The organism is Rhizobium sp. AG207R (genome assembly GCF_027109195.1).
Classification (GTDB): Bacteria; Pseudomonadota; Alphaproteobacteria; order Rhizobiales; family Rhizobiaceae; genus Rhizobium; species Rhizobium dioscoreae.
On sequence record NZ_JAEPVT010000015.1, the window covers coordinates 121,131 to 141,851 of the forward strand.

Annotated in this window: 18 protein-coding genes, 1 tRNA gene and 1 pseudogene; 10 read left to right on the forward strand and 10 right to left on the reverse strand. The window is 56.2% G+C overall.

The genetic code is table 11. The features are described from left to right. Positions 1-53 precede the first annotated feature (53 nt). The 4 genes from JJQ51_RS29415 to rplU all read right to left on the reverse strand — a co-directional run bounded on the left by JJQ51_RS29415 (position 54) and on the right by rplU (position 2,021). The gene (locus JJQ51_RS29415) at positions 54-641 is read right to left on the reverse strand and encodes a GNAT family N-acetyltransferase (protein ID WP_113333478.1); all 588 of its coding nucleotides are present in this window, start codon (positions 639-641) and stop codon (positions 54-56) included. After that, on the reverse strand, positions 638-1,273 hold the full coding sequence (locus JJQ51_RS29420) for a GNAT family N-acetyltransferase (protein WP_113352816.1): 636 nt from the start codon (positions 1,271-1,273) through the stop codon (positions 638-640). The genes JJQ51_RS29415 and JJQ51_RS29420 overlap by 4 nt, the downstream gene beginning before the upstream one ends. A gap of 128 nt (positions 1,274-1,401) precedes the next feature. Next, on the reverse strand, positions 1,402-1,671 hold the full coding sequence (gene rpmA / locus JJQ51_RS29425) for a 50S ribosomal protein L27 (RefSeq protein ID WP_004127267.1): 270 nt from the start codon (positions 1,669-1,671) through the stop codon (positions 1,402-1,404). Positions 1,672-1,703: 32 nt separating this feature from the next. Further along, entirely contained in the window at positions 1,704-2,021 is a 318-nt protein-coding gene (gene rplU / locus JJQ51_RS29430) for a 50S ribosomal protein L21 (protein ID WP_028753733.1), read from the reverse strand. A gap of 305 nt (positions 2,022-2,326) precedes the next feature. Between rplU and JJQ51_RS29435 the strand changes: the two genes are divergently transcribed. Together JJQ51_RS29435 and JJQ51_RS29440 are read left to right on the forward strand one after the other, a co-directional pair. Beyond that, a tRNA-Ser gene (locus JJQ51_RS29435) sits at positions 2,327-2,416 on the forward strand. 247 nt (positions 2,417-2,663) lie between these two features. Further along, positions 2,664-3,752, forward strand: coding sequence for a Fic family protein (locus JJQ51_RS29440; protein WP_269245615.1), 1,089 nt, complete (start codon positions 2,664-2,666; stop codon positions 3,750-3,752). A gap of 89 nt (positions 3,753-3,841) precedes the next feature. Here the strand turns inward: JJQ51_RS29440 and JJQ51_RS29445 are convergent, their stop codons facing one another. The 3 genes from JJQ51_RS29445 to JJQ51_RS29455 form a co-directional block, all read right to left on the reverse strand. Further along, the gene (locus tag JJQ51_RS29445) at positions 3,842-4,369 is read right to left on the reverse strand and encodes a cupin domain-containing protein (RefSeq protein ID WP_269245616.1); all 528 of its coding nucleotides are present in this window, start codon (positions 4,367-4,369) and stop codon (positions 3,842-3,844) included. Between the two features lie 1,380 nt (positions 4,370-5,749). Further along, positions 5,750-6,043: a hypothetical protein gene (locus tag JJQ51_RS29450; protein WP_269245617.1), complete on the reverse strand. Its 294-nt coding sequence runs from the start codon at positions 6,041-6,043 to the stop codon at positions 5,750-5,752. A 502-nt stretch (positions 6,044-6,545) separates the two neighbouring features. Continuing rightward, positions 6,546-7,466: an alpha/beta fold hydrolase gene (locus tag JJQ51_RS29455; protein WP_269245618.1), complete on the reverse strand. Its 921-nt coding sequence runs from the start codon at positions 7,464-7,466 to the stop codon at positions 6,546-6,548. 146 nt (positions 7,467-7,612) lie between these two features. Here JJQ51_RS29455 and JJQ51_RS29460 point away from each other — a divergent pair, with 146 nt between their 5' ends. The 4 genes and pseudogenes from JJQ51_RS29460 to JJQ51_RS29475 form a co-directional block, all read left to right on the forward strand. Beyond that, positions 7,613-8,068: a winged helix-turn-helix transcriptional regulator gene (locus JJQ51_RS29460; RefSeq protein ID WP_113366494.1), complete on the forward strand. Its 456-nt coding sequence runs from the start codon at positions 7,613-7,615 to the stop codon at positions 8,066-8,068. 95 nt (positions 8,069-8,163) lie between these two features. Next, on the forward strand, positions 8,164-8,826 hold the full coding sequence (locus tag JJQ51_RS29465; RefSeq protein WP_113420548.1) for a flavin reductase family protein: 663 nt from the start codon (positions 8,164-8,166) through the stop codon (positions 8,824-8,826). Positions 8,827-9,882: 1,056 nt separating this feature from the next. Continuing rightward, a complete protein-coding gene (locus JJQ51_RS29470; protein ID WP_113366496.1) occupies positions 9,883-10,185 on the forward strand; it encodes an H-NS histone family protein in 303 nt (100 codons plus the stop codon). Positions 10,186-10,260: 75 nt separating this feature from the next. Then, positions 10,261-10,759 (forward strand): annotated as a pseudogene (locus JJQ51_RS29475) (IS5 family transposase); the annotation flags it as partial. Positions 10,760-10,803: 44 nt separating this feature from the next. Here the strand turns inward: JJQ51_RS29475 and JJQ51_RS29480 are convergent. Beyond that, positions 10,804-11,424: a GGDEF domain-containing protein gene (locus JJQ51_RS29480; RefSeq protein ID WP_269245619.1), complete on the reverse strand. Its 621-nt coding sequence runs from the start codon at positions 11,422-11,424 to the stop codon at positions 10,804-10,806. Positions 11,425-12,634: 1,210 nt separating this feature from the next. Here JJQ51_RS29480 and JJQ51_RS29485 point away from each other — a divergent pair. The 4 genes from JJQ51_RS29485 to JJQ51_RS29500 are packed head-to-tail and all read left to right on the forward strand — an operon-like array spanning position 12,635 to position 18,128. Next, entirely contained in the window at positions 12,635-13,990 is a 1,356-nt protein-coding gene (locus tag JJQ51_RS29485) for a TolC family outer membrane protein (protein WP_162750899.1), read from the forward strand. Positions 13,991-14,011: 21 nt separating this feature from the next. Continuing rightward, entirely contained in the window at positions 14,012-16,165 is a 2,154-nt protein-coding gene (locus JJQ51_RS29490) for a type I secretion system permease/ATPase (RefSeq protein ID WP_269245620.1), read from the forward strand. Next, positions 16,162-17,466, forward strand: coding sequence for an HlyD family type I secretion periplasmic adaptor subunit (locus tag JJQ51_RS29495; RefSeq protein ID WP_113420543.1), 1,305 nt, complete (start codon positions 16,162-16,164; stop codon positions 17,464-17,466). The genes JJQ51_RS29490 and JJQ51_RS29495 overlap by 4 nt, the downstream gene beginning before the upstream one ends. Before the next feature lie 41 nt (positions 17,467-17,507). Beyond that, positions 17,508-18,128 carry a ribbon-helix-helix domain-containing protein gene (locus tag JJQ51_RS29500; protein ID WP_269245621.1) on the forward strand — a complete coding sequence of 207 codons (621 nt, stop codon included), beginning with the start codon at positions 17,508-17,510 and terminating at the stop codon, positions 18,126-18,128. A 58-nt stretch (positions 18,129-18,186) separates the two neighbouring features. Here JJQ51_RS29500 and JJQ51_RS29505 read toward each other — a convergent pair whose 3' ends face one another. Together JJQ51_RS29505 and JJQ51_RS29510 are read right to left on the reverse strand one after the other, a co-directional pair. Continuing rightward, a complete protein-coding gene (locus JJQ51_RS29505) occupies positions 18,187-19,137 on the reverse strand; it encodes a transglutaminase-like cysteine peptidase (RefSeq protein ID WP_269245622.1) in 951 nt (316 codons plus the stop codon). 259 nt (positions 19,138-19,396) lie between these two features. Then, positions 19,397-20,608, reverse strand: a complete 1,212-nt coding sequence (locus JJQ51_RS29510; RefSeq protein WP_269245623.1) for a hypothetical protein — start codon at positions 20,606-20,608, stop codon at positions 19,397-19,399. Positions 20,609-20,721: the final 113 nt, after the last annotated feature.

A 20,721-nucleotide genomic window follows, 5' to 3' on the forward strand; every position in this document is an offset into this window, starting at 1 on the left:
GATTGATATGACGGCCATCGCCGGACGGGCCGGCGATGGCCTATTCTCATGGCTCAGGCCGCCTGCGAGAGCCGCAGCGCGCCCGGCTTCAGCACGGTTTCGATATGCGGAACCATGGTGTTGCGGGCAAAGCTGTAGATCTCCGAGCAGCCAATAATCTCGAAGCCGAGCTTCTGCTGCAGCTTGAGCGACGCCGGATTGTCGGCGAAGACGCCAGAATAAACGGCGACTTCGGGCATGCGGCGGGCAAAACGTTCGAGCGCAGCCTTGACCGCTTCGGTCATGATGCCTTGCCGCCAGTAGAAGCGGTTCAGCCAATAACCGAGGTGCCAGCGGCCGTGGCGAAGCTCGATGCCGACGCAGCCGATATGGGCATCATCCCGCTCGGTGATGGCGAGCTCCCAATCGACACCGAGGCCGGAGGTGTGCTCGACCAGCCAGTCGAGCGCATCCTGCCGGTCATAGGGCGCGGGAACGCGGGCCAGCATGCGGGTGACGGCGAAATCCGAAAGCGATTCCGCAATCATATCGGCGTCGCTGAGCCGGTGCGGGCGCAGCGTCAGTCGGCCGGTCTGGATGACCGGCGTTGGCCCGGGCGTCAGAATCCGGGTATCGCGGCGGGTGAGGGCGAGAGCGTTCATCTCATGCCTCCCCAGCTGCGCAGCGAGATCCAGGTCTTGCGGTCGAGCCGGTACCATTCGACCGGCACGGTGCTGCCGAGCGCCAGCGACGCAGCAAGGCCGGATCCCTGGAACTGGAAGCCGCACTTCTGCACGACGCGCCTCGATGCGACGTTCGTTACCCGGCAACGGGCATCGATTTGCGCCACATTCTCACGCGTGCGGAAGACCATGTCGATGAGGGCATGGGCCGCTTCCGTCGTATAGCCCTGGTTCCAGTAGGGCTCGCCCAGCCAGTAACCGATCTCGACCGTGTTCGGGTCGCCCGTGGGTTCAACCCCGCAGCAACCGAGAAAGGCGCCGTTGTCGGCTTTGGTAATCGCATAGACGCACTTGCCAATCTCGCCAAGCTTCGTGCGTCGCACGAAATCGGCGGCATCGGCGGTCGTATACGGGTGCGGCATACGCGATACCATTGTGGCGACATGGGCGTTGTTGGCGAGATGGGCAAGGGCGTCGATGTCTTCTTCGTGGGGCGCGCGCAGAACGAGCCTTTCCGACAGTAAGACAGGGCAATCGGTCCTTAACCGCTCCGGCCTCAGCCGTTCTTCGGGAGACCTCGATTGGTCTTCCCTTAACAATTCGCCTTGCATGGTTCAGTCCTCCTTGGTTGAGGGTAAGAAAAAGGGGAGATGGCGCCCCATCTCCCCTGTTTTCTGGACTGAACCTGATGCGGTCAGCCGGGTCGATGAGACGCCGGCTGTTTTAGAGCGCTACCGGCTTATTCCGCTGCTTCCGCTTTCGGCATTACAGACACGTACACGCGGCCATTGGCCTTCGTACGGTAGTTCACGTTGCCCGCCGTAAGCGCAAAAATCGTGTGATCCTTGCCGAGGCCAACGTTGGAACCCGGGTGCCACTGCGTGCCGCGCTGACGCACGATAATGTTGCCTGCGATGACGGCTTCGCCGCCGAACTTCTTCACGCCAAGGCGCTTGGATTCGGAATCGCGACCGTTGCGCGAGGAACCGCCAGCTTTTTTGTGTGCCATTGGAGTTCTCCTTTAAACCTTGATCCCGTTACTTACTTAGCAGCCACGATGTCCGTGATGCGGACAACCGTGTGATGCTGGCGATGGCCGCGCGAACGCTTCGAGTTCTGACGACGGCGCTTCTTGAAGGCGATGACCTTCTTGCCGCGGTTGTGCTCGACCACTTCGGCCTTGACGGAAGCGCCCTTGACGAAGGGAGCACCAATCGCAGCGTCGGCGCCTTCGCCGATAACGAGGACTTCGGTGAATTCTACGGTGTCGCCGGCGGTGACTTCGAGCTTCTCGATGGTCAGCACGTCGTTGGCTGCCACACGGTACTGCTTACCGCCGGTCTTGATGACTGCGAACATTTTTTATCCTTTCATGTTCGTTCCGGCTCTCTCGCCTCAAGGACGAGCGGCCGTCTTTTTATCAGTCGAAACTTAGCAGGGATTCCAAAGGTTTGAGCCTTCAAAAAGTTCTGCCGGTGAAACCCTGCTCAAAGCAGGGCGGGCAAGGCACGGACTTATCCACACCTATTGCGTCGCACGGGATATATAAGCGTCTCTGATCTGTCAAGGCAAAAGGATGAAAAGCTTTCATATTCACCCTTGCCATCCTTCTCTTCTGTCGCTATGAGACAGCCCGCGCCGAACAAGCGCCGACCAGCATAACCGGAGAGGTGGCAGAGTGGTCGAATGCACCGCACTCGAAATGCGGCATACCTGCAAGGGTATCGTGGGTTCAAATCCCACCCTCTCCGCCATTTTGGCTTTCGCTACCCGTCACTTTCAAGTGAACTGAACAAGCAGCCGCAATAGCCTAAAACGCCTCAACTCCCCGGAAACCGATAGACTACCTCGGCAAACATCCCGTCGGAAACACATAGAATCTCTTTCTCGCATTCAACTCAGATCTTGGATTGACTCCCATGGGCAAGCATAGAGGCAGATTTAACAGATCGCGACGGATATGTTAAAGAAATAGGGTTTTTTTAACATATCGAGTCGCACATGTTAAACCCATCCTATCAGCTTCCTGATCTGACATCGCTTCATGGCTTAGAAACCATCGAAGTTTTCAAGGCACTCGCCGCCGCGAACAGATCACTCGCTGAGTTGAAGGGGCGAGCCGCGGCAATACCCAATCAGGGAATTCTGATCGACACGCTTGCATTGCAAGAGGCAAAAGCAAGTTCGGAGATCGAAAACATCGTCACCACCCAGGACGAATTGTTTCAGGCGGACCTGTTTCCAGAGGGGTTGGAGTCTCCTGCAGCAAAAGAAGTCGCTCTGTATCGAGATGCCCTCAAATTCGGCTTTGACAATCTTCGGCAAACCGAAGGTCTGATTACGAATGCGACTATCATCGGTATGTTTCAGCTTCTCAAACGGCGCACGGATGGTTTTCGCCAGACGCCAGGCACAGCGCTCCGAAACGATCGCTCGGGTGAGATCGTCTATGTGCCTCCCCAGGACCAGTGCGACATTAACCTAGCAATGAGCGGGCTTGAGCGTTTCGTAAATGATGATGCGCTCTCAACGCTCGACCCGCTTATCAAAATGGCATTGATCCACCATCAATTCGAAAGCATTCATCCGTTCCCGGATGGCAATGGCCGCATAGGGCGTATCCTGAACGTTCTCTACCTTACACGAGTGGGTCTCCTCGAAATTCCCATTCTCTATCTCAGCCGCGCCATAAACAACTCGAAGGGTGAGTATTATCGCCTGCTGCAACGTGTGCGCGATACCGGTGAATGGAAGGATTGGCTTATCTACATGCTGCGAGCGGTCGATGAGACCGCTAAAACGACGCTGGACCTGGTCGAGAATATTCGCCAGCAGATGGCGACAGCAAAAAAGCGACTCCGAACGGAATTTCCGAAAATCTACTCGCAGGATCTGCTGAACAACTTATTCCGGCATCCTTACACGCGGATCGATTACGTGCAGAAAGAGCTGAATGTTACGCGCCAGACGGCGGCTCGCTATCTCGATGCGCTCGCCGATGCCGGAATTTTGAGCAAACAACAGAGTGGGCGCAACAATTACTACATCAATGAGCCGCTAATTGCCCTATTTTTAAAGGCATCTGAGTGATGAGGATCTGCCGGGATAATTCTTGGCATCCTCTCCGCCATTTCGCCCTTTGTTTCAGACCGCTGTCGATCACGGTGATCTGCTGAAAGTCAGCCAGGCGTGTCTCGATTCTCCGGAAACCGATAAACCACGTCGGCAAACGACCCCGTCGGGAAGACGTAGAAGAACTTCAAATTGGCTGACGATTCGTTGCGGATGCCATGTTCGGCGCTGCCGGGGATGAAAACGGTTGTGCCTGATTTGACCGTTGTATCCTGACCGTCGATCCGGACGATGCCGGTTCCTTCGAAGATGAAGTAGATTTCCGCTGGGTCGTGGCGATGCGGCTTGAGTTCGCCGCCGGGGGCTAGTTCGGCTATGCCGGCGCTCATGCTGTCGGTGGGGGTGATGTCGCTGCTGAGCAGTGTGTGCCAGGAGATGGAGCCGTGGACGGGATCGTTCCATCCGTCGCGCGGGCGTTCGTCGGCTGTGGTGATAACGGCTTGCGATCGCTTTGTCATTTTGCCTCGGTACGGTGGGTCGGCAATCACGCGGAACGGTGTCACAACGATACCGAATGTCAATTGGCCGCTGCCAAGTTCCGATCGGCCGGCTTGTAGTTGGGCGAGATCCGCCATGATGAAAGAGGCTGTGCCGATACGACATTGCCGGCCGGAGCGGATGGCCCTCCACTCTTTAGTTTCGACTTTTGAGATCGTGCCGCCCAGCTCCGCCGCCGGAAGACCGCAATCAGGCTCGAGGTGGTTTCTGGGGCATCTTCGAAGCAATAACGGCCGACGCCTAGGAGGCGCTCGATGGGCGCCGGCGTGAAAAGGGCGGAAAAGAGCGGGAGGAAATGCTCCGCATATAGCGCCCTGTCTGCCTTGCCTCAAATAGGGAGCGCCGGCGTGCTACTGATGATGCGCTCGGCGGCCGAATCTGATCTTTCGAATTGATGGGCGCCGATCAAAGCCTTTGACCCCAGTCGAGCGCGTCAAGGCACTCGGAAGCAATGCTATCGCGACCAATCAAACTCTCTTTATCCAAATGTATCTATGAGACGGTGGCACAAGAGGTAACGCTCGTATTAATATGCAAGCTATATTTCTACCTGACGAGCCGTAATGTGAGGGATGCTGTCTTTATGCTGAGACTATTCTCCTATTCACAAAGCCACTACGGGGTGATACTTTCACTCTGCGCAGGTTACTAAACTCCAGTTCGGCCCCGACTCGCGCAACAGTGCCACGTAGCCGCCCTGCCTGGCCCCACCGGGCAGGGCATTCATTTCAGACGATTATAGCCTTGATAGGCGATACAGTTTGATACTTTCCCACCAAGCTTAGCCCGACTTAACATCGGGCTTTTTTTGCGAAAGCGGCGGTTCAGAGGACCCGGTCGATACCCTCGTTTGGTCCGCCTTCGGCCGGGCCCTTTGCACTGGGGGACTGCAGCATAGGTGTAGATCCGGGACCCTCGACGTTTGTGATTCGAGGAATTCAAATCTCATATCCGAGATTTACATCCGGTCTGTTGGTCTAAACGATAATACAGCCGAGCCACCCTGAGCACGATTCCAAATTCTGTGGTCTTCTCTTTTAAAAAGAGAGATTTTAGGGCGCTTCAAACGAAATTTTGATAGGGAGGCGCCAGTTTCGCGCAATTATCCTGCACGCTGAATTCTTCAGGGGCATTAAAGCTCCGCATCTCACTATCATCCGGGTGCGAAACCCAAAGTCATGGATAAGCGGGTGACATGGCGTGTCAGAGCCCAAAGGGACCAGCAATCAGAAATATACAGGCAAGCACCAGAGCAACAATTGCCAAGGCACTTTTCCATTCTGGTTCAATATTATGAAGATCCTCGTCCATCGCGTCTGTCATCCGTTCGTGGCCCCGCCGATCGGATTAATTCTTAAATCTACGCGAATGTCTAGAGCGGGATTTCGCCATATAGGTGCATCCCTATATCTTTTCTTTCCCGCTAAGGCGCATTGGATATGAGGTCGGCGGCCACGCTACTGAATACGGTGCTTCTTTACGGGCAGGAATGACATCGCCTCGTATGCAAGCTTTTCGCGCTTTTCCAACTCCGGCAGGTCCTGCCCGGTCAACCGCTCCCGGATCGCAGCCATCATCCACCCGGCTGCGGCAAAATCATTCGCATCCTTGAGGGTAGCGAACTCTCTAAGGCATGCCTCTACGGCCGGTTGAGCATTGGATTCGTCCCTATACTTCGTGGCTATCAATTGCTTCGCATCCAGAAAGCCTTGGGTGATCCGGTGCCGGTGTTCCTCATTGTCGACGATCACATTTAGCGTGAACAGTAACGTCTCAAGCAGCTATTGGGCTTCATCGTCACGGCGATACATTCATATCTACCGTCAGTTTGCTCCGCCCGTAAAAAATAGCTCCCTGCGGGCTAATCCGGTATCCTCGAAATTGAGGGGCGGGTCGACGATGCGGCGCTGATGCTTCGGTTGCGGATGATGCCGCTGACGAGCAGCGTCTACGAGGAGATGGAGCCGTTGACAGGATCGTTTCATCCGTCGCGCGGGCGGTCCTCGGCTGTCGTGACAATGGCTTGCGATCGTGTGGTCATTTGCCTCAAACGCTTGGTGAATAACCACGTGGAACGGCGTCGCGAACACCGAGAATGCCAATTGGATAGGTATCTAGTTAAGGTGTCAATTGTTGGGCTTTGTGTCCTGTCTGGACGCGCCATGGGCAAGGAAGAGGCAAGATCGACGAAGTGCAAGCGGGAAGGTTTCCCGCTCTCTTGTTTTCGGTTGCGATTGCCTTGACCTGATGGCCTCATGTCCGCTGCAGGAAATCCGCGATCAGACCTGAGATCGTCTCCGGCGCATCTTCGAAGCAATAATGGCCCACGCCTGGAAGGTGCTTGATTGGCGCCGACGGGAAGAGGGCGGTAAAGAGCGGCAGGAAATGCTCGCCATGCAGCGTCCGGTCCGCCTCGCCCCAGATGGCGAGCGCCGGTTTGCTGCGGATGATGCGCTCGGCGGCCGCATCGGGTATCTCGAACTGGTGGGCACCGGTCGCAAAGCCCTTGGCCCAGCCGAGCGCGCCAAGGCACTCGGCCGCGGTGGCAAAAGGAGTGCCATAGGCTTCGAGCCAGGTGCCGTTGATGATGGCATTGTTTTCGAAGCCATTGAGCTTGAGCGTGCTGAGAATGTTGTAGCCGAGATTGTGGAGCACCGGCTCCAGCGTGCCGTCGGCCTCGGCCTTGATGATCCATTGAAACCACGGCGATACGGCGGCGTTCGCTACCGCCCGATCGATAACATCGGCCTGGCCGAAGGACGTTGGTCCATTAGCCGAGATGATGCGGCGAATCCTGTGAGGATGACGAGCGGCAAAGCCCATGCCGACCGGGCCGCCGAAATCATGCATGACGAGCGTGATGTCTGTGAGGTCGAGCGCAAGCACGAAGGTCTCCAGATTGGCGATATGATCCTGCAGCCAATAGCTACGGACGGCCGGCGTTTCGCTTTTGCCAAACCCCATGTGGTCGGGAACGACGACGCGGTGTGTGCGGCTCAGTGTCGAGATGAGATGGCGAAACAGATAGCCCCAGGTCGGCTCGCCATGCAGGCAGAGGATGGTCTCGCCGTCGCGAGGTCCTTCGTCGACATAATGCATCTGGAAGCCAGGTGCCTCGGTGAAATGCGGTGCGAAGGGGAATGTACCGGCGAATGTTTCATTGGCAGGAATCACAGTAGTTCTCCCAGGTGGTTTTAATTTGAAACCTTAATCCCATTATCCCTTGCGGTTTTATTTTGCAACCAATACATTGAACTCCTGATCAGACGTCTGATCGCGGTCGTGACGGCAGACATGAAAATAGGCGAGGGCAGGGTGGCATGGCCAAGAGAGTGAGTCATAGGGATTCGATGTGCGGGGTGGCGCGGCCACTGGATGCGATCGGCGACTGGTGGTCGCTGCTGATCATCCGTGATGCCTTCGATGGACTGCGGCGGTTCGGCGAATTTCAGAAGAGCCTCGGGCTTGCTAAGAACATCCTCTCGGCCCGGCTGCGCAATCTCGTCGCGCACGGCATCATGGCTACCGTGCCGGCCTCCGACGGTAGCCCTTATCAAGAATATGTGCTCACACAGAAGGGGCAGGGCTTGTTTCCTCTGCTGGTCGCGCTTCGCCAATGGGGCGAGGATTTCTTTTTCGAGCCCAATGAGCCGCATGTGATGCTGGTCGACAGAGCGACAAAGCTGCCGGTGCGGCGGCTGGAACTGCGGGCGCAGGATGGGCGGATGCTTATGGCTGAAGATACGATGATCGTAGCGCCGTCGCCTGAGGAATGAGGCTGGCGCGCCCGTCGTCAGGAAATAGTTCGGTCACGGCCGAACTATTTGAGACTCCATGTCGGTTACACTGAAACTCTCAAAGGAGAGTTGCAATGTTGACGAAGACAGCCGAATCCCGCGCGGCCGATGGCGACCGCGAGCATATCGAAATCAAGCCCAGCGTGCTTTATGTCGGCACTCCCGTCGTGCTGATTACGAGCCTCAACCCTGATGGCACGACGAATATCTCGCCGATGTCCTCGGTTTGGGCTTTATATGATCGTATCGTCCTTGGCCTGACATCGACCAGCAAGGGGCGAGAAAATCTCCTGCGCGAGCGCCAACTGGTGCTGAATTTCCCGTCACCGGAGCTGTGGACTAAGGTCGAGGCGATCGCACCGACGACGGGCCGCGATCCCGTTCCTCCGCATAAGGAAAAGATCGGCTATCGTTTCGAGGCCGATAAATTCGACGTGGGCGGCTTTACGCCGCAGACAGCCGATCTCGTGCGGCCTCTGCGCATCGTTGAATGTCCGATCCAATTCGAGGCGGAGGTGGTGGCGGCGTATCCCCCCGGCGGGGATTGGCCCTCGGAGCGTGCCGAAGGCTTCTCCATCATCGAGGCGAAGGTTCTTCGTGTCCACGCGCACAAGGATATCGTCGTCGCCGGCACCCATCATATCGATACCAGCAGGTGGAGCCCGCTGATTTACGTGTTTCGACATTATTTCGGCATCGGGCCGGATCTCGGCCGCACGTTCAAGGCCGAGAGATGATGCATCCGATCGCAACGACGCCCAACTGAGAAATTGGGGCCGCACATGAAGTTATGGCCCATCACGCGAGTTAACTCACGGCCGTTCGCTCAGCTCGTCCCAGAGTAGCGCGAACTCAATGGAACTCCGTCAATCTCATGCGTGTGATGTCCATAATTCAGCCAGCCTTTGCCTGTGGTTGACCACCCTTCTGAACGGTCCACCACAATCGCGCGTAATTTTGTTTGAAGCGCCGAAGACGCCGACCGGCGACGCCCTCGATCTTCGGCGAATGACCGGCATCAATGAAGATTGACGTCTTGCATAGGTGTCGAGCGATCCAGTTCTCGCCCAAAAAATGCTTTTTGACTCTCAGTTTATTGTTGAAAGAGCGACTGCCGCGAACGCAGTTAATCCACCGAAAATCAGCAGGAGCTTCATCATGATGAGTTGGGCAAGCTTACGCTTTTCTGTTTCCGTCACGCTCTTCTCGCTTCAAAAAATAACTGCAAAAGACCTAATACGCCGCAATTGGTATAACGGCGCCGCTTAATGTGCGAAAAATAGCACTAAAGACACTCCTTGCCTATAGGTGCATCGCTCGGGATGATGTCGGGGGTGCGCAGGCTCGCATTTCATAAGAAGTCGATGCTCCTACGTGCGAAAATCAATAACTGCATCGTAGTTCTGTTTGAGGCCGGGGGTCATTGAGTATTTGCACCCCTGCCGGAAATGCTCTCTTTAACTACTCTCGGCCGGGCTCTTAGGACCAAAAACCAAGCGCCTGGTTGTCTCGCTGGCCAAAGTTGGGGTGCAACCTGCGGCGGCTCAATTCGGGGACATGGCGGTCCGCTGATATCCGCGCGGATTTCCAACGCTCCTTAAGCGTCTCAAGCTTGGTATCTTTCATTCGAATAAGTTTAACCAATAACAGCGCCAAAAAGACTCTACATTAGGCGCAAATGGTCCTATAGAGAATGGCACTCGTAAAGTGCTCGGATACGCTTTAATTGCATTACGTTGCTTAAGGCAATCGACGCAACAGGTGGAAACACATTAACGAAATGAACGGTTTAGATGAAAATTGATTTTTCCAAGGCGTCGCTAAAAGAATTGAATGAAATCATTGCTGATGCAGTCACGGCTCGAAACAAGATCATCTCGACCCGCAGGTCGCAACTTCTCGCCGAGCTGAACGAGCTTGATAAGCTATCCAAAGCAGGCTTAGGGAAGGCCGCAAGAGAAGTGCCTAGTTCAAAGGCTATCTATAAAGACGACAAAGGAAATTCATGGCGCGGCAGAGGTCGAATGCCTCAGTGGCTGAAAGATAAAATTGATGGCGGCGCAAATTTAGAAGATTTTGAAGTCCACGCAGGCTAGATCACATACCCATAAAATAGTTTTAGATTTGAATATAGTTTGTGCTTCACTGTTTCTGATGGTGGGACGTTAGTGATGGCGCCCTTTGATTTGACGGATTTCGAATGGTCGGTAATTGAGCCTCTCCTTCCGACCAAGGTTCATGGCAAGGCGCGGGTTGATGACCGACGGGTGCTGAATGGTATTCTCTGGCGACTGAGAACGGGTGCGCCTTGGGCGGACATTCCTGCGCGGTATGGACCCTATATGACCTGTGTAAACCGCTTCAACCGATGGCGCCATGCGGGACATTGGGCACGTATTCTCAACGCAATATCAGAGGCTTACGATGGCGATATCCAGATGATCGACAGCTCTTCCATCCGCGTTCACCAGCATGCCGTCAACGGTCAAAAACAGACGAGAGATCCGGTTGCATGGGTCGCTCGCGTGGGGGCTGACAACTAAAATCCATGCCCTCGTCGATGCCGATGGCCGCCCAATCCGACTGAAGCTTACAGCCGAGCAGGCTCATGGCGGGCGTTCGGCCGTCGATATGTTTGAAACTGTCAGGCCTGGTCAGATACTCCTGGCAGCATTTGGAGTTGCCGCCGCTGCCGCGGCTGCGGGGTGCCAGCCTCATGCGGCCGCCAGCACGCTGATCGGGATGTCGTCGTCCTCGTCGCCGCGCTCGAAGGCCATTTGGTCGGCGAGCTGGCGGAGTTGGTTGAAGTCGGCCGGGCCGTCGAAGGAGATACCACCGAGGCGGATGGCGACAGAAAGCGGCGCGCCGTCGGCGCTGAAGGTAGCTTCGGAGAGGCGTGTGCGGACGCGGGTACCGATGTCGCGGGCGTCCTCGATCGTGGCGCCAGGCAGAAAAATGCCGAGTTCGTTGGTCGCAAGCCGCGCCACGAGATCGTCACGACGAACTGAGGACTGGACGATCGAGGCAAGTGATTGCATCACGGTGTCAGCCCATTGCGGCCCGTAGCGGCGACCAATGTCGTCGAGCGTGTCGACGATGACGGCGATGACAATGCCGCCGGCATCGGTGGCAGCATGCTTGCGCCGGTCGATAAAATGCTCGACGGCCGCGGCAAAGGCAGTTCCGTTCAGCGTCTTCGTCACGCTGTCGTAGCGAGCCGCGTGGGTGACCTTTTCCTGCATCTGGCGGAGGGCGCTGTTGTTGAGCTGCAGGGAAAAAAGCAGCGGAAAGGCCACGAAAGCGGAAATAAGCGCTCCACCGACAAATCCGACCAAAAATGGCCGATCTGGGATCAGTAGGTTTAATAGAAGTAAAAGACCAACAGAGCCGACCACGGTGCATAGCGCGCCGAGTGTGGCCCTCCGCAGGGCTTTGAAGGTGGTGGCAGAGGGATGTCGCTGTTGTAGAACCATGTCGGAGTTATCCCCCTCCTCTAATGCTAGGTCAGCTAAACAGAGGCTCGAAAAAACCGGCTTAAGAAATTCTGTAAAATTTGTTGTTTTGCACAGTATGTTGATTTGAGCTTAGAGCTGATCGAGGTGAGCTCTCAGCGCAAATAAAAACGCCGGCCCTAAGAGCGGGTTGACCGAGAGTTGTAGCAACAATTTCCAGGAAATATTATTCACACTTCCGAATGCCGGAACACGATAGATCCAAAAATCGTCGTCCGATCAAAAATGGACGGCGACAGTCAACGTCAATGGCCTTAGCCTAGGGCAATTGAAGGATCGCGACGATGAAAGGCGGTAGGGCAACTCGGTCTATCCAGTTCTTTCAGTGGCAAAGGAATTTGTACCATGGTTGCTATTCGACCTGATCTGGTCCCCCGTAGATGGCATGTCGCTGCAAGTTGTTCACGGAACAGCGCGATCCAGCGCGCTATAAGACAGGTTCGAAGAAACAATGACAGCCCGTGACGGCGCTTCACATTTGCAGACGAGTCTAACCGCAGTAAACTCCGACACCAATTATCATGGGTTGTGCTTCGGCGGCACCGTCGCTCCTGCGGACAAGATGGGCCTCCTCAGTCTTCGAAGATTTGTCAATCTCGCTTTAACGTCATCCGTGCTTCCGGAGGGGACTGCACGCCAGTAAGTTCTTTCTGATATTACTAGTGTTTACGCGTAATTGTGGCGGCGCGTGGCTGGAAAAATTATGTAAATTCTATGTTTGTTGACTAATATGTTTGTTGCGAGCATGCAACACATAAATTGTGATGGTTAATATCCCAAAAATAGTCAATGAGTTTGCAGTGCAAAGGCTTGCTCTCTCCGATATTAACCGTTTCAGGAGAATAAGTATGAATCCGTTTTACAAATAAACGTGATTTCGTCTACATCATGTAGATGAACAAGATTTATAAATGGTATCTACAAAGTATAGTTTGGGGAAGGGATATTAGGCGTGGCTTATAAGACGCGATTGATGGCGGCAATCGGCATTTCGATGGCCATGAATTCTTTATCGAGTGGCTCTGCTGGCGCTATGACATTGCAGCAGGCGATCGACAAGACAATGAAAACCAATCCCCAGATCATGCAGGCCGCGCAAGATCGGGAGGCAACCGAGTTCCAATTGCGTCAGGCGAGAGGGCTTTACCTGCCCTCGGTCGACCTCGAGTCCGGTTATGGTCGCCGTAGACTGTCAGATGTCACATCCGGAGCCTTGTCGCGTACTCACGATTACCTGAATCCTGCTGATGTAAGCTTGACTATTACTCAGACGTTGTTTGACGGCGGTGATCGCAAGGCACAGAAGGACAAGCAGGCAGCTCGTGTCGACGGTGCATCCTTTCGGGTCCAGCAGCGCTCGGAAGCCTTGGCGCTGGAAGTGACCCAGGACTATCTTGAGTATCAGCTGCAAATGGAGATCGTTGCGGCTGCGGAAAAGAATGTCGCCTTTCACAAGCAGATGGTTGGCAACATCGAGGACAGTATCAAGGGTGGCGCGCTCACGGATGCCGATCGTCTTCAAGGTCGCGAGCGCCTGCAGGCGGCCAACGCCCGCCTTCAGGAGGCAAAGAAGGAACTCGACGCGACGAAGATCCGTTTCCTTCAGGTCGTCGGTGAGCCGATTAGCAATGCGAATCGTCCCGCTTCCGTTGCGCGTTACCTGCCTAAGACGTTGGACGACGCAGTCTTCATCGCCCAGAAGAACAATCCGCAGATCTCGTCGGCCAAGGCTGATGTCAATGCTGCCGATGCCGACGTCCGCGGCTCCAAATCTGCGTTTCTGCCGCGGCTCGACCTCGTGGGAAGCGCCCGCATCGGTGACGATGTCGACGGCAACAAGGGTAACACAAGCGACGTCCAGGTCGGTGTCGTCGCCAAGTGGAACCTCTACCATGGCGGCATCGATACCGCCCATCAACAGGAGCTAGTTCGTCGCGCCGCCGAACAGCGCTTCGCACTGAGCCAGACTTACCGCGAGGTCGATGAATCTGTCCGCTCAGCGTGGAGCGAGCGCGCCAACCAGGGACAGCTGGCTCATATCCTGGACGGCCAGGAAAAGACCAATGCTCAGCTCGTAACGTCCTATCGCGAGCAATTCAAGGTCGGTCAGCGCTCGTTGCTGGATCTGCTGGATGCCCAGAACACTCGCTTCAACACGGAGGTGTTGGCCAAGACGGCGGAAGTTGCGTCGCTCTTTGCCGAATACAAGATCCTTGCAGCGTCGGGCAGCCTGTTGTCGACGATGAAGCTGAAGCCGGTTGATCAGGCGACGCCTTATGCCCGTGATCAGTTCGCTGTTTCGTCGAATACGGCTGATCCCGGATATACCAAATACGACTCGCATCAGAAGCCCGGCTTGCCGATGGATCTGCTCGAGCCGATTCGTTAATCGTTACGAATTGGATAGTCCATGTTGAACGTAGCACCTGACGTGTCTGCGAGCGTCTTGCTGCAGACTTTCAAGTCGGCATTCAAATCGGTCGCTGCGTTTTACGGTCGCCCGAACTCGGATACTGTACTGTTTTCAGGCGTTCCGGACGAAATCCTGGAAGCGATGGAGCTGGACGATGTCGAACGGTTGTCGGAACGGATCGGTCTGCAAGTCCTGAAGCATACGGAACGAGATTGCCGGCTCGGCAATTTCGACTGTCCCGCCATCGTCACCTTTGCTGATGGTGGCGTTCTGCCATTGCTCGAAATGACCGACGGCGGTTCTTACGTCACCGATATTGTACCGGTCGCCGGCACGGCAACCCGTTTAACGCGGGAGGAGCTTACCGCGCTTAATCCGCAAGCGGCATTTGCCTTCACCCTCTACTATCAGAATTCGTCAGAAGAAGCGCGCGTCGGCCATGCCATGGAGATCGAGAAGCGGCACTGGTTGGCAACGGCGTTGGTACCGTATTGGCGCACCTACGCCCGCGTCATGCTCGCGGCGCTGTTCATCAACGTCATCGCGTTGGCCTCACCGCTTTTTACCATGAACGTCTATGATAGGGTCCTGCCGAACAAGGCGTTCCCAACGCTCTGGGTGCTGACCGCCGGCATCTCATTGGCCTATCTCTTCGATTTTCTGTTGAAGACAGCCCGTGCATCTCTGATCGACTATGCCGGTCGGAAGGCGGACCTGCGGCTGTCGCATCTGATCTTCGACAAGATCCTGAATTCGACGCTGGCATCCCGCCCGATGTCGACCGGAGAATATGCCAATCGCGTGACGCAGTATGAATTCGTGCGTGAATTCTTTACCTCGAACACGATCGGCGTGCTAATCGACAGCCTCTTCGTCGTGATCTTCCTGATCGTCATATATTTGATCGCTGGCTGGCTCGTGATCATTCCGGCTGTTGCTTTCGTCCTTTCGGTGACGATCGGTCTTGTCGCCCAGGCACAAATTGGCAAGCGCATGGCGACGGCGACGAACGAAGCCTCTCGCCGTCAGTCCCTGCTTGTCGAGACCATTTCGACGATCGAGACGCTAAAAAGCTTGCGCGCAGAGGCAACAATGCTGCGCCGCTGGCAGGAGCTAACGAAATATTCGAGCCGGACCAGCGAGGACATTAAGCACATCTCGTCAAATGCCATGAACATGACGATGTTTTTGCAACAGATGGTCAGTGTACTCATCGTGGTGGCAGGCACATACGAATTCGCCGACGGAAAAATCGCCATGGGCGCGATCGTCGCAACCGTCATGCTGGCGAGTCGCGCGGGAGCGCCCTTCGGACAGATTGCGATGACCCTGGCGCGCTTCCGCCAGGCTACCATGTCGCTGCGGATTCTCGACAAGATCATGGAGCAGCCTGATGATCGACCGTCCACCGTCGGTTTCGTCAACCGGGAGATTCGCAGCGGCGCATTCAGCTTCCAGAACGTTTCCTTCCAATATCCGGGCTCCGATCAGGCTGTCATCAATCAGCTCTCCTTCACCGTTGCGCCCGGCGAAAAGATCGGGATCATCGGCCGCATTGGTTCGGGCAAAACGACTCTCGGCCGGCTTCTCGATGGGCTGTTCCAGCCGGCCAGCGGCCGTGTACTGATCGATGGCGTCGACATCCGCCAGTATCACGTGGCGGAGGTGCGCTCCGCCGTCGCTGTCGCCGGCCAATCGTCGGAGCTGTTTTCCGGTACCGTGAAGGAAAATCTGCTGCTTGGCCGAGCCGATGCCACCGATGATGAGCTTCTGGCCGTATCCCGAATGACCGGCGTAGATGAATTTGTCTCCACGCATCCCCGTGGTTTCGATATGCCAGTTGGCGAGCGCGGCGCGAACCTGTCGAACGGCCAGAAGCAGGCATTGACCATAGCCCGCCTGCTCCTGACCCAGCCGAAGATCGTCTTCCTCGACGAGCCGTCGGGCGCGATGGATTTGGCAAGCGAGCGTCATCTGATCAACAAGCTGACCAATGCATTCGGCCCGCAAACGACACTGCTAGTAGCAACCCATCGCCATAGCATGCTGGAGCTCGTTGACCGGCTGATCGTCATCGACAAGGGACGCATTATCGCCGACGGGCCGAAAAACGCCGTGATCGAGGCGATGCAGCGCAAGGCGGTGCAATGATGCGTGCCTCTCACCGCAATACTCCCGACAATCCTCCGTTATTCGCCCGGCTGATTCTTGGCCTCTGTGCCTCGATGATCGTTGCGTTCGTTGCCTGGGCGGCCTTCGCTGACATTGACGAGATCGCGCGCGGCGAAGGAAAGGTGATCCCGGTATCGAAGACGCAGATCGTGCAATCGTCCGAGCCTGGTATTGTCCAGCAGATCAATGTCAATCTCGGACAGGTCGTCCACAAAGGCGATATTCTGATCCAGCTAGACAATACGACGACGGCATCGACGCTCGGGGAATCGGTTGCCAAAGCTCGAGCGCTCGGTGCCAAAGTCGAGCGTCTGGCCTTGGAGGAGGCGGGCGCTTTCGACGCGCAGTTCGTCTGTCCGGCTGATATTCTTGCTACCGCAAAAAACGTTTGCGACAACGAGGAAAAGCTCTTCGAGGCGGATCGGGCTTCCTACAAGAACAAGCTCGATGTTCTCGATCAGCGCCTGAAGCAACATCAAAACGAGCTGGACGAAGCCCACGCTAACATAGATCGTCTAACGCAGAATATCGCCGGCGCCCAGAAGCAGTATGATCTGCTGAGACCGCTCGGTGAAAAAAAGCTCGTTGCGCAAACGGAGGTTCTCAAGGTCCAGCGAGACCTTGTCGACCTGCAAGGACAGCTCAAAGTCTATGTCGAAAGTCTCGATCGGCTGCAGGCGGCCGTCAAGGAGGCGACATTACAGGCTACCGACCTTGGGCTGCAACTGCGCCAGCAGGCGTTGACCGATAAGGGACAGGCACTGTCGGAACTTTCCGTCGTCGATGAGACGATCCGCGGTGCGTCCGATCGGGTCAAGCATACCGATATCCGGTCTCCGGTCGATGGCATCGTCAATACGCTGGAGGTCAACACGATCGGCGCCTACGTTGATGCCGGAAAGGTCATCGCCGGTGTCGTCCCGACAGCGGACACTCTTCTGATCGAGGCAAAGATTTCGCCGCGCGACGTTGCTTTCGTACGGATCGACCAGCCGGCGGTCATCAAGATCTCGGCTTATGATTTCTCAATCTTCGGGGCCTTGGACGGTAAGGTCGTCAATGTCTCCGCCGACAGCCTTGTCGAAAAGGACAAGAACGAGACTTACTACCTCGTACGCATCAAGACCGACAAATCGGCGCTGGAGCGTGACGGCAAGCACTATCCGATTATTCCCGGCATGGTGGCTTCCGCCGAGATCATGACCGGCCGCAAGACCATCCTGGCCTACCTGATGAAGCCGATCAACAAAGCGCGCTCCGAAGCGCTGACAGAGCGGTGAGGGTGGTCATGCGCAAAGGAGGCGGGAAAGACGAAGCCGCTATGATAGCACGAGAGGAGGCGTTGCCATCGGTCGATGGTGATGAACTGGAGCCGCGTTTCCGCGCCGTAACCGGCGGCGGCGAGCGTCGCGGCATTCGTCTGGAGCGTATCTATTGGGATGGTCTCGGGCGGATGTCGGAAGCCGGTGGCATCAGCATCGGCGAACTGGTTTCCAATACGGCGGCTGAAATGCCGGAAACCGGCAATCTCACATCCTTGCTGCGCGTACTGAGCTTCAAATGGGCGCTGAACCGTCTTGATGCCGTCGAGCATGTGGCATCGTTGACCAATCTCAACGCCGTCCTTCAGGCGTCGCCGACACCGGCAGTGGTATTGACGCAAGAGCGCGGGATCAAGCTCTTCAACGATGCCTTCCTGAAGATGTTACGCCATCGGCTAACGCTGATCGACGATGTTCAGCAGACGGCGCGCACGTTGCGCCTGTCAATTGACACTCAGGTTCAAGAGGTACTCTCCGTCTTATCGATCAATCGCGGCAAGACGCTGAACACTGGCTTCAAGATCGGGTTCGGCTCGCAATCGCTGACGGGCCAGATCAATCTGGCGTTGGCGCCGACGCACGAGGCGTTGATGCTGATCGGTTATCTTTCCGTCTACTGAGGGCGCCATCGCTTTCGCTATGCGTGACGCTCGGCTATGCTGAACTGGGTGGATTCGGTTAGTTGACCTCGCCTTCGCCGGGCACCACCTTGGCGAGCGGCATCGCGGCGGCAACCGCTTGCGCATGGGGATCGCGCGAGCCATGCAGATAGCCGCGGCCAGCGACGATCGAATAGAGCGGCAGATATTCTGCAATGCGCTTGTCGGACAAAACCTCATCGCGCATGTTGTCGAGGATGAGGTTGTTTCCGTTGACGGAGACCGACAGGACGGCGTGATAGAAATGCCGCTGCTGATCGAAGAGAACGACCAGCGCCATTTGGTCGAGATCGACGCCTGCATTGTAGAGTGCTGCCATCTTCAATATCGCATAGTCCTCGCAGTCGCCCTGCTGGTGCGACAGGGCCTCGCTCGGTTTCGCCCAGTAATCCGCCACGTGATAGGTTTCCATGTCGCTGGCGTAGCGGATGGCATGGTTGACCGTGTAATTGATGTTATTGATCTTGTCGCGGATCGAGGCGCTAGCAATCTTTGTTTCAGCCGCGGCTATGGCGGTTTCGGCTGCGTTGCATCCACCCGCACCGCAATCGAGCGATTTACCTGACCGGATTTCGGCGAGCGGGCCGGCAAAATTGTTAAGCGCGGCAAGATGTTTGAAGGGAATGGCGACGGTTCCGAATACCGAGTCGCCTAAAGGAACGTTGCTTGGCTTTGCGGCACGTAACGGCTCGGATGCGGTCAGGTCATTATGCGGAAGACCACCTGGCGCAGCGACAAGACTCTGGTTCAGCGTAGCGAGGTCGACGCCGCTAATCGCCTTTGCGGCGTTTCCTATGGTGGGCGCAAAGAGATCGATGGCCGTATCCACCAGAGGGCCTTGAAGCAGCTTGACGACTGGGCGCACGGTATCGCCTGTCGCCGCCATGCTAGCGGTCGGTGATGATAGACCGAGAGCGAAGGAGACTGCAGCAAGCGCTGCAAGTATATTTTTTTTGTTCTTGCGTTCCATTGGTGCACTATTTCCCCTGTTTGAGAGAATAGTGCGCGATACTTCTGAATATGGCGTTCGGAAACGTAGATAAATTAAATATAAATTAAGCGATCAAATAAGTATAAAGTTCTACAAGATCCAGTTAGAAAGTATTAAGGCTGATGCAGCCAAGGCTGCCAAGTAAGTTCAGTCCTAAGACCGCATCGGTGAACTGGCGCCATCGTGATGGTGACCGCGCCGCAACGACGTGCAATGTGCTCTATGGGATTGTCCGGCTTCAGAACGATTGCGAGGGCTGTGTGGAAATCTTCAATTTGCCGCCCTCTATCGTATTGATCACCATCTTGCGCTCCACCATGCCGGAGGCATTGAAGCGGAAAAGTCCGGTGGTGCCGCGAAAGCCAACCTTGTTTGTCAGATTGGCGCTAGTGATGGCTTGCGGCCCCTGGGAACGGACGAGGCCGGAGGCGATCGCCATGGCGTCGTAGCCATAGGAGCCAGAGGTCGTCAGCGGGTGATTGAAATGGCGCTGGTAACGCTCGGCAATGAGCCCGCCGCTCTGCGTATCGTCGGTCGCGACGAATGCGCCTGCAACAGCCGGAGCCGGATATGCTGCTTGCGGCCAGTTGTTGGTGCCGACCAACAACTGGCCGGGAATGGCGGCGCTGCGCACGGCACTTGCTGCCACGCCGACTTCCGACGTGTTTCCGAGAATGACTACGATTTCGGCTGACTGGATCAACGGCCGGTTCTTGGCCAGGATATCGGCGGCCTGATCGCTTGCGCCGTAACGGCCTAGGCCCATGAACGTGTTGCCGCTGTTCCAGATGGCGCTGCCCAATCTCGTTGTTTCGGATTGAGAAAAATCTGCGGGCACCAGCGCCGATACCTTCTTATGACCCCCGGGACCTGCCGCCTTGACGCCCTCGGTCGCGCTGTCGATTTCGCCCGAGGCGAGATTGAAGACGTCGCCGCCCGTTGTCGCAGTCGCACTCGCAAGGTTAAGCAATGGCGGGCGCTGTGCGGGAGGAATGGCGGCAATGGCCGCAGTCTCGGCCGGCGGCAAATAGCTGACGATCAAAGCGGCATTTCGGCCTTTGGCCGCCGCGACCTGTGCGGCAACGCCAGCAAGACCCGGACCAACATCCTTGACGCGCAGCCGAACCTGATTGTTGCCGAGTTCGCCGACGCCAAGCACCGCCCCATCGCGTATGTCGCGGGCTGGACCTTCGTAGAGACCGGCCGCGCCCTTGCGCAGCAGCAATGTGATTTCCGTGCCGCTGTCGCCACCATAGGTCTCTTCAATGGCGGTGGACGGCATTTTTATGTCGTCCTTCTTGCTGTTGTTCTCAAGTCCGACACCGTCCATCTGACAGCCGGCGATGCCGGCACAGAGGATGAGGGCCGCACCGCGTGCTGGTCGCCGATGCAGTCTGCGCGCTAGCCGCTCGGTCAAAAGGTCCAACGAAAGGCTGATCGCAAACGGCACAACTACTCCCCCGATTCTCTATGGCAGGCCGAAACAGCCTATCGGGCCGCATTTGCACACCGCAGCTGACGTAAAGTCAAGCGGTATACTTAACGACTTGTTCTTTGGTTAAG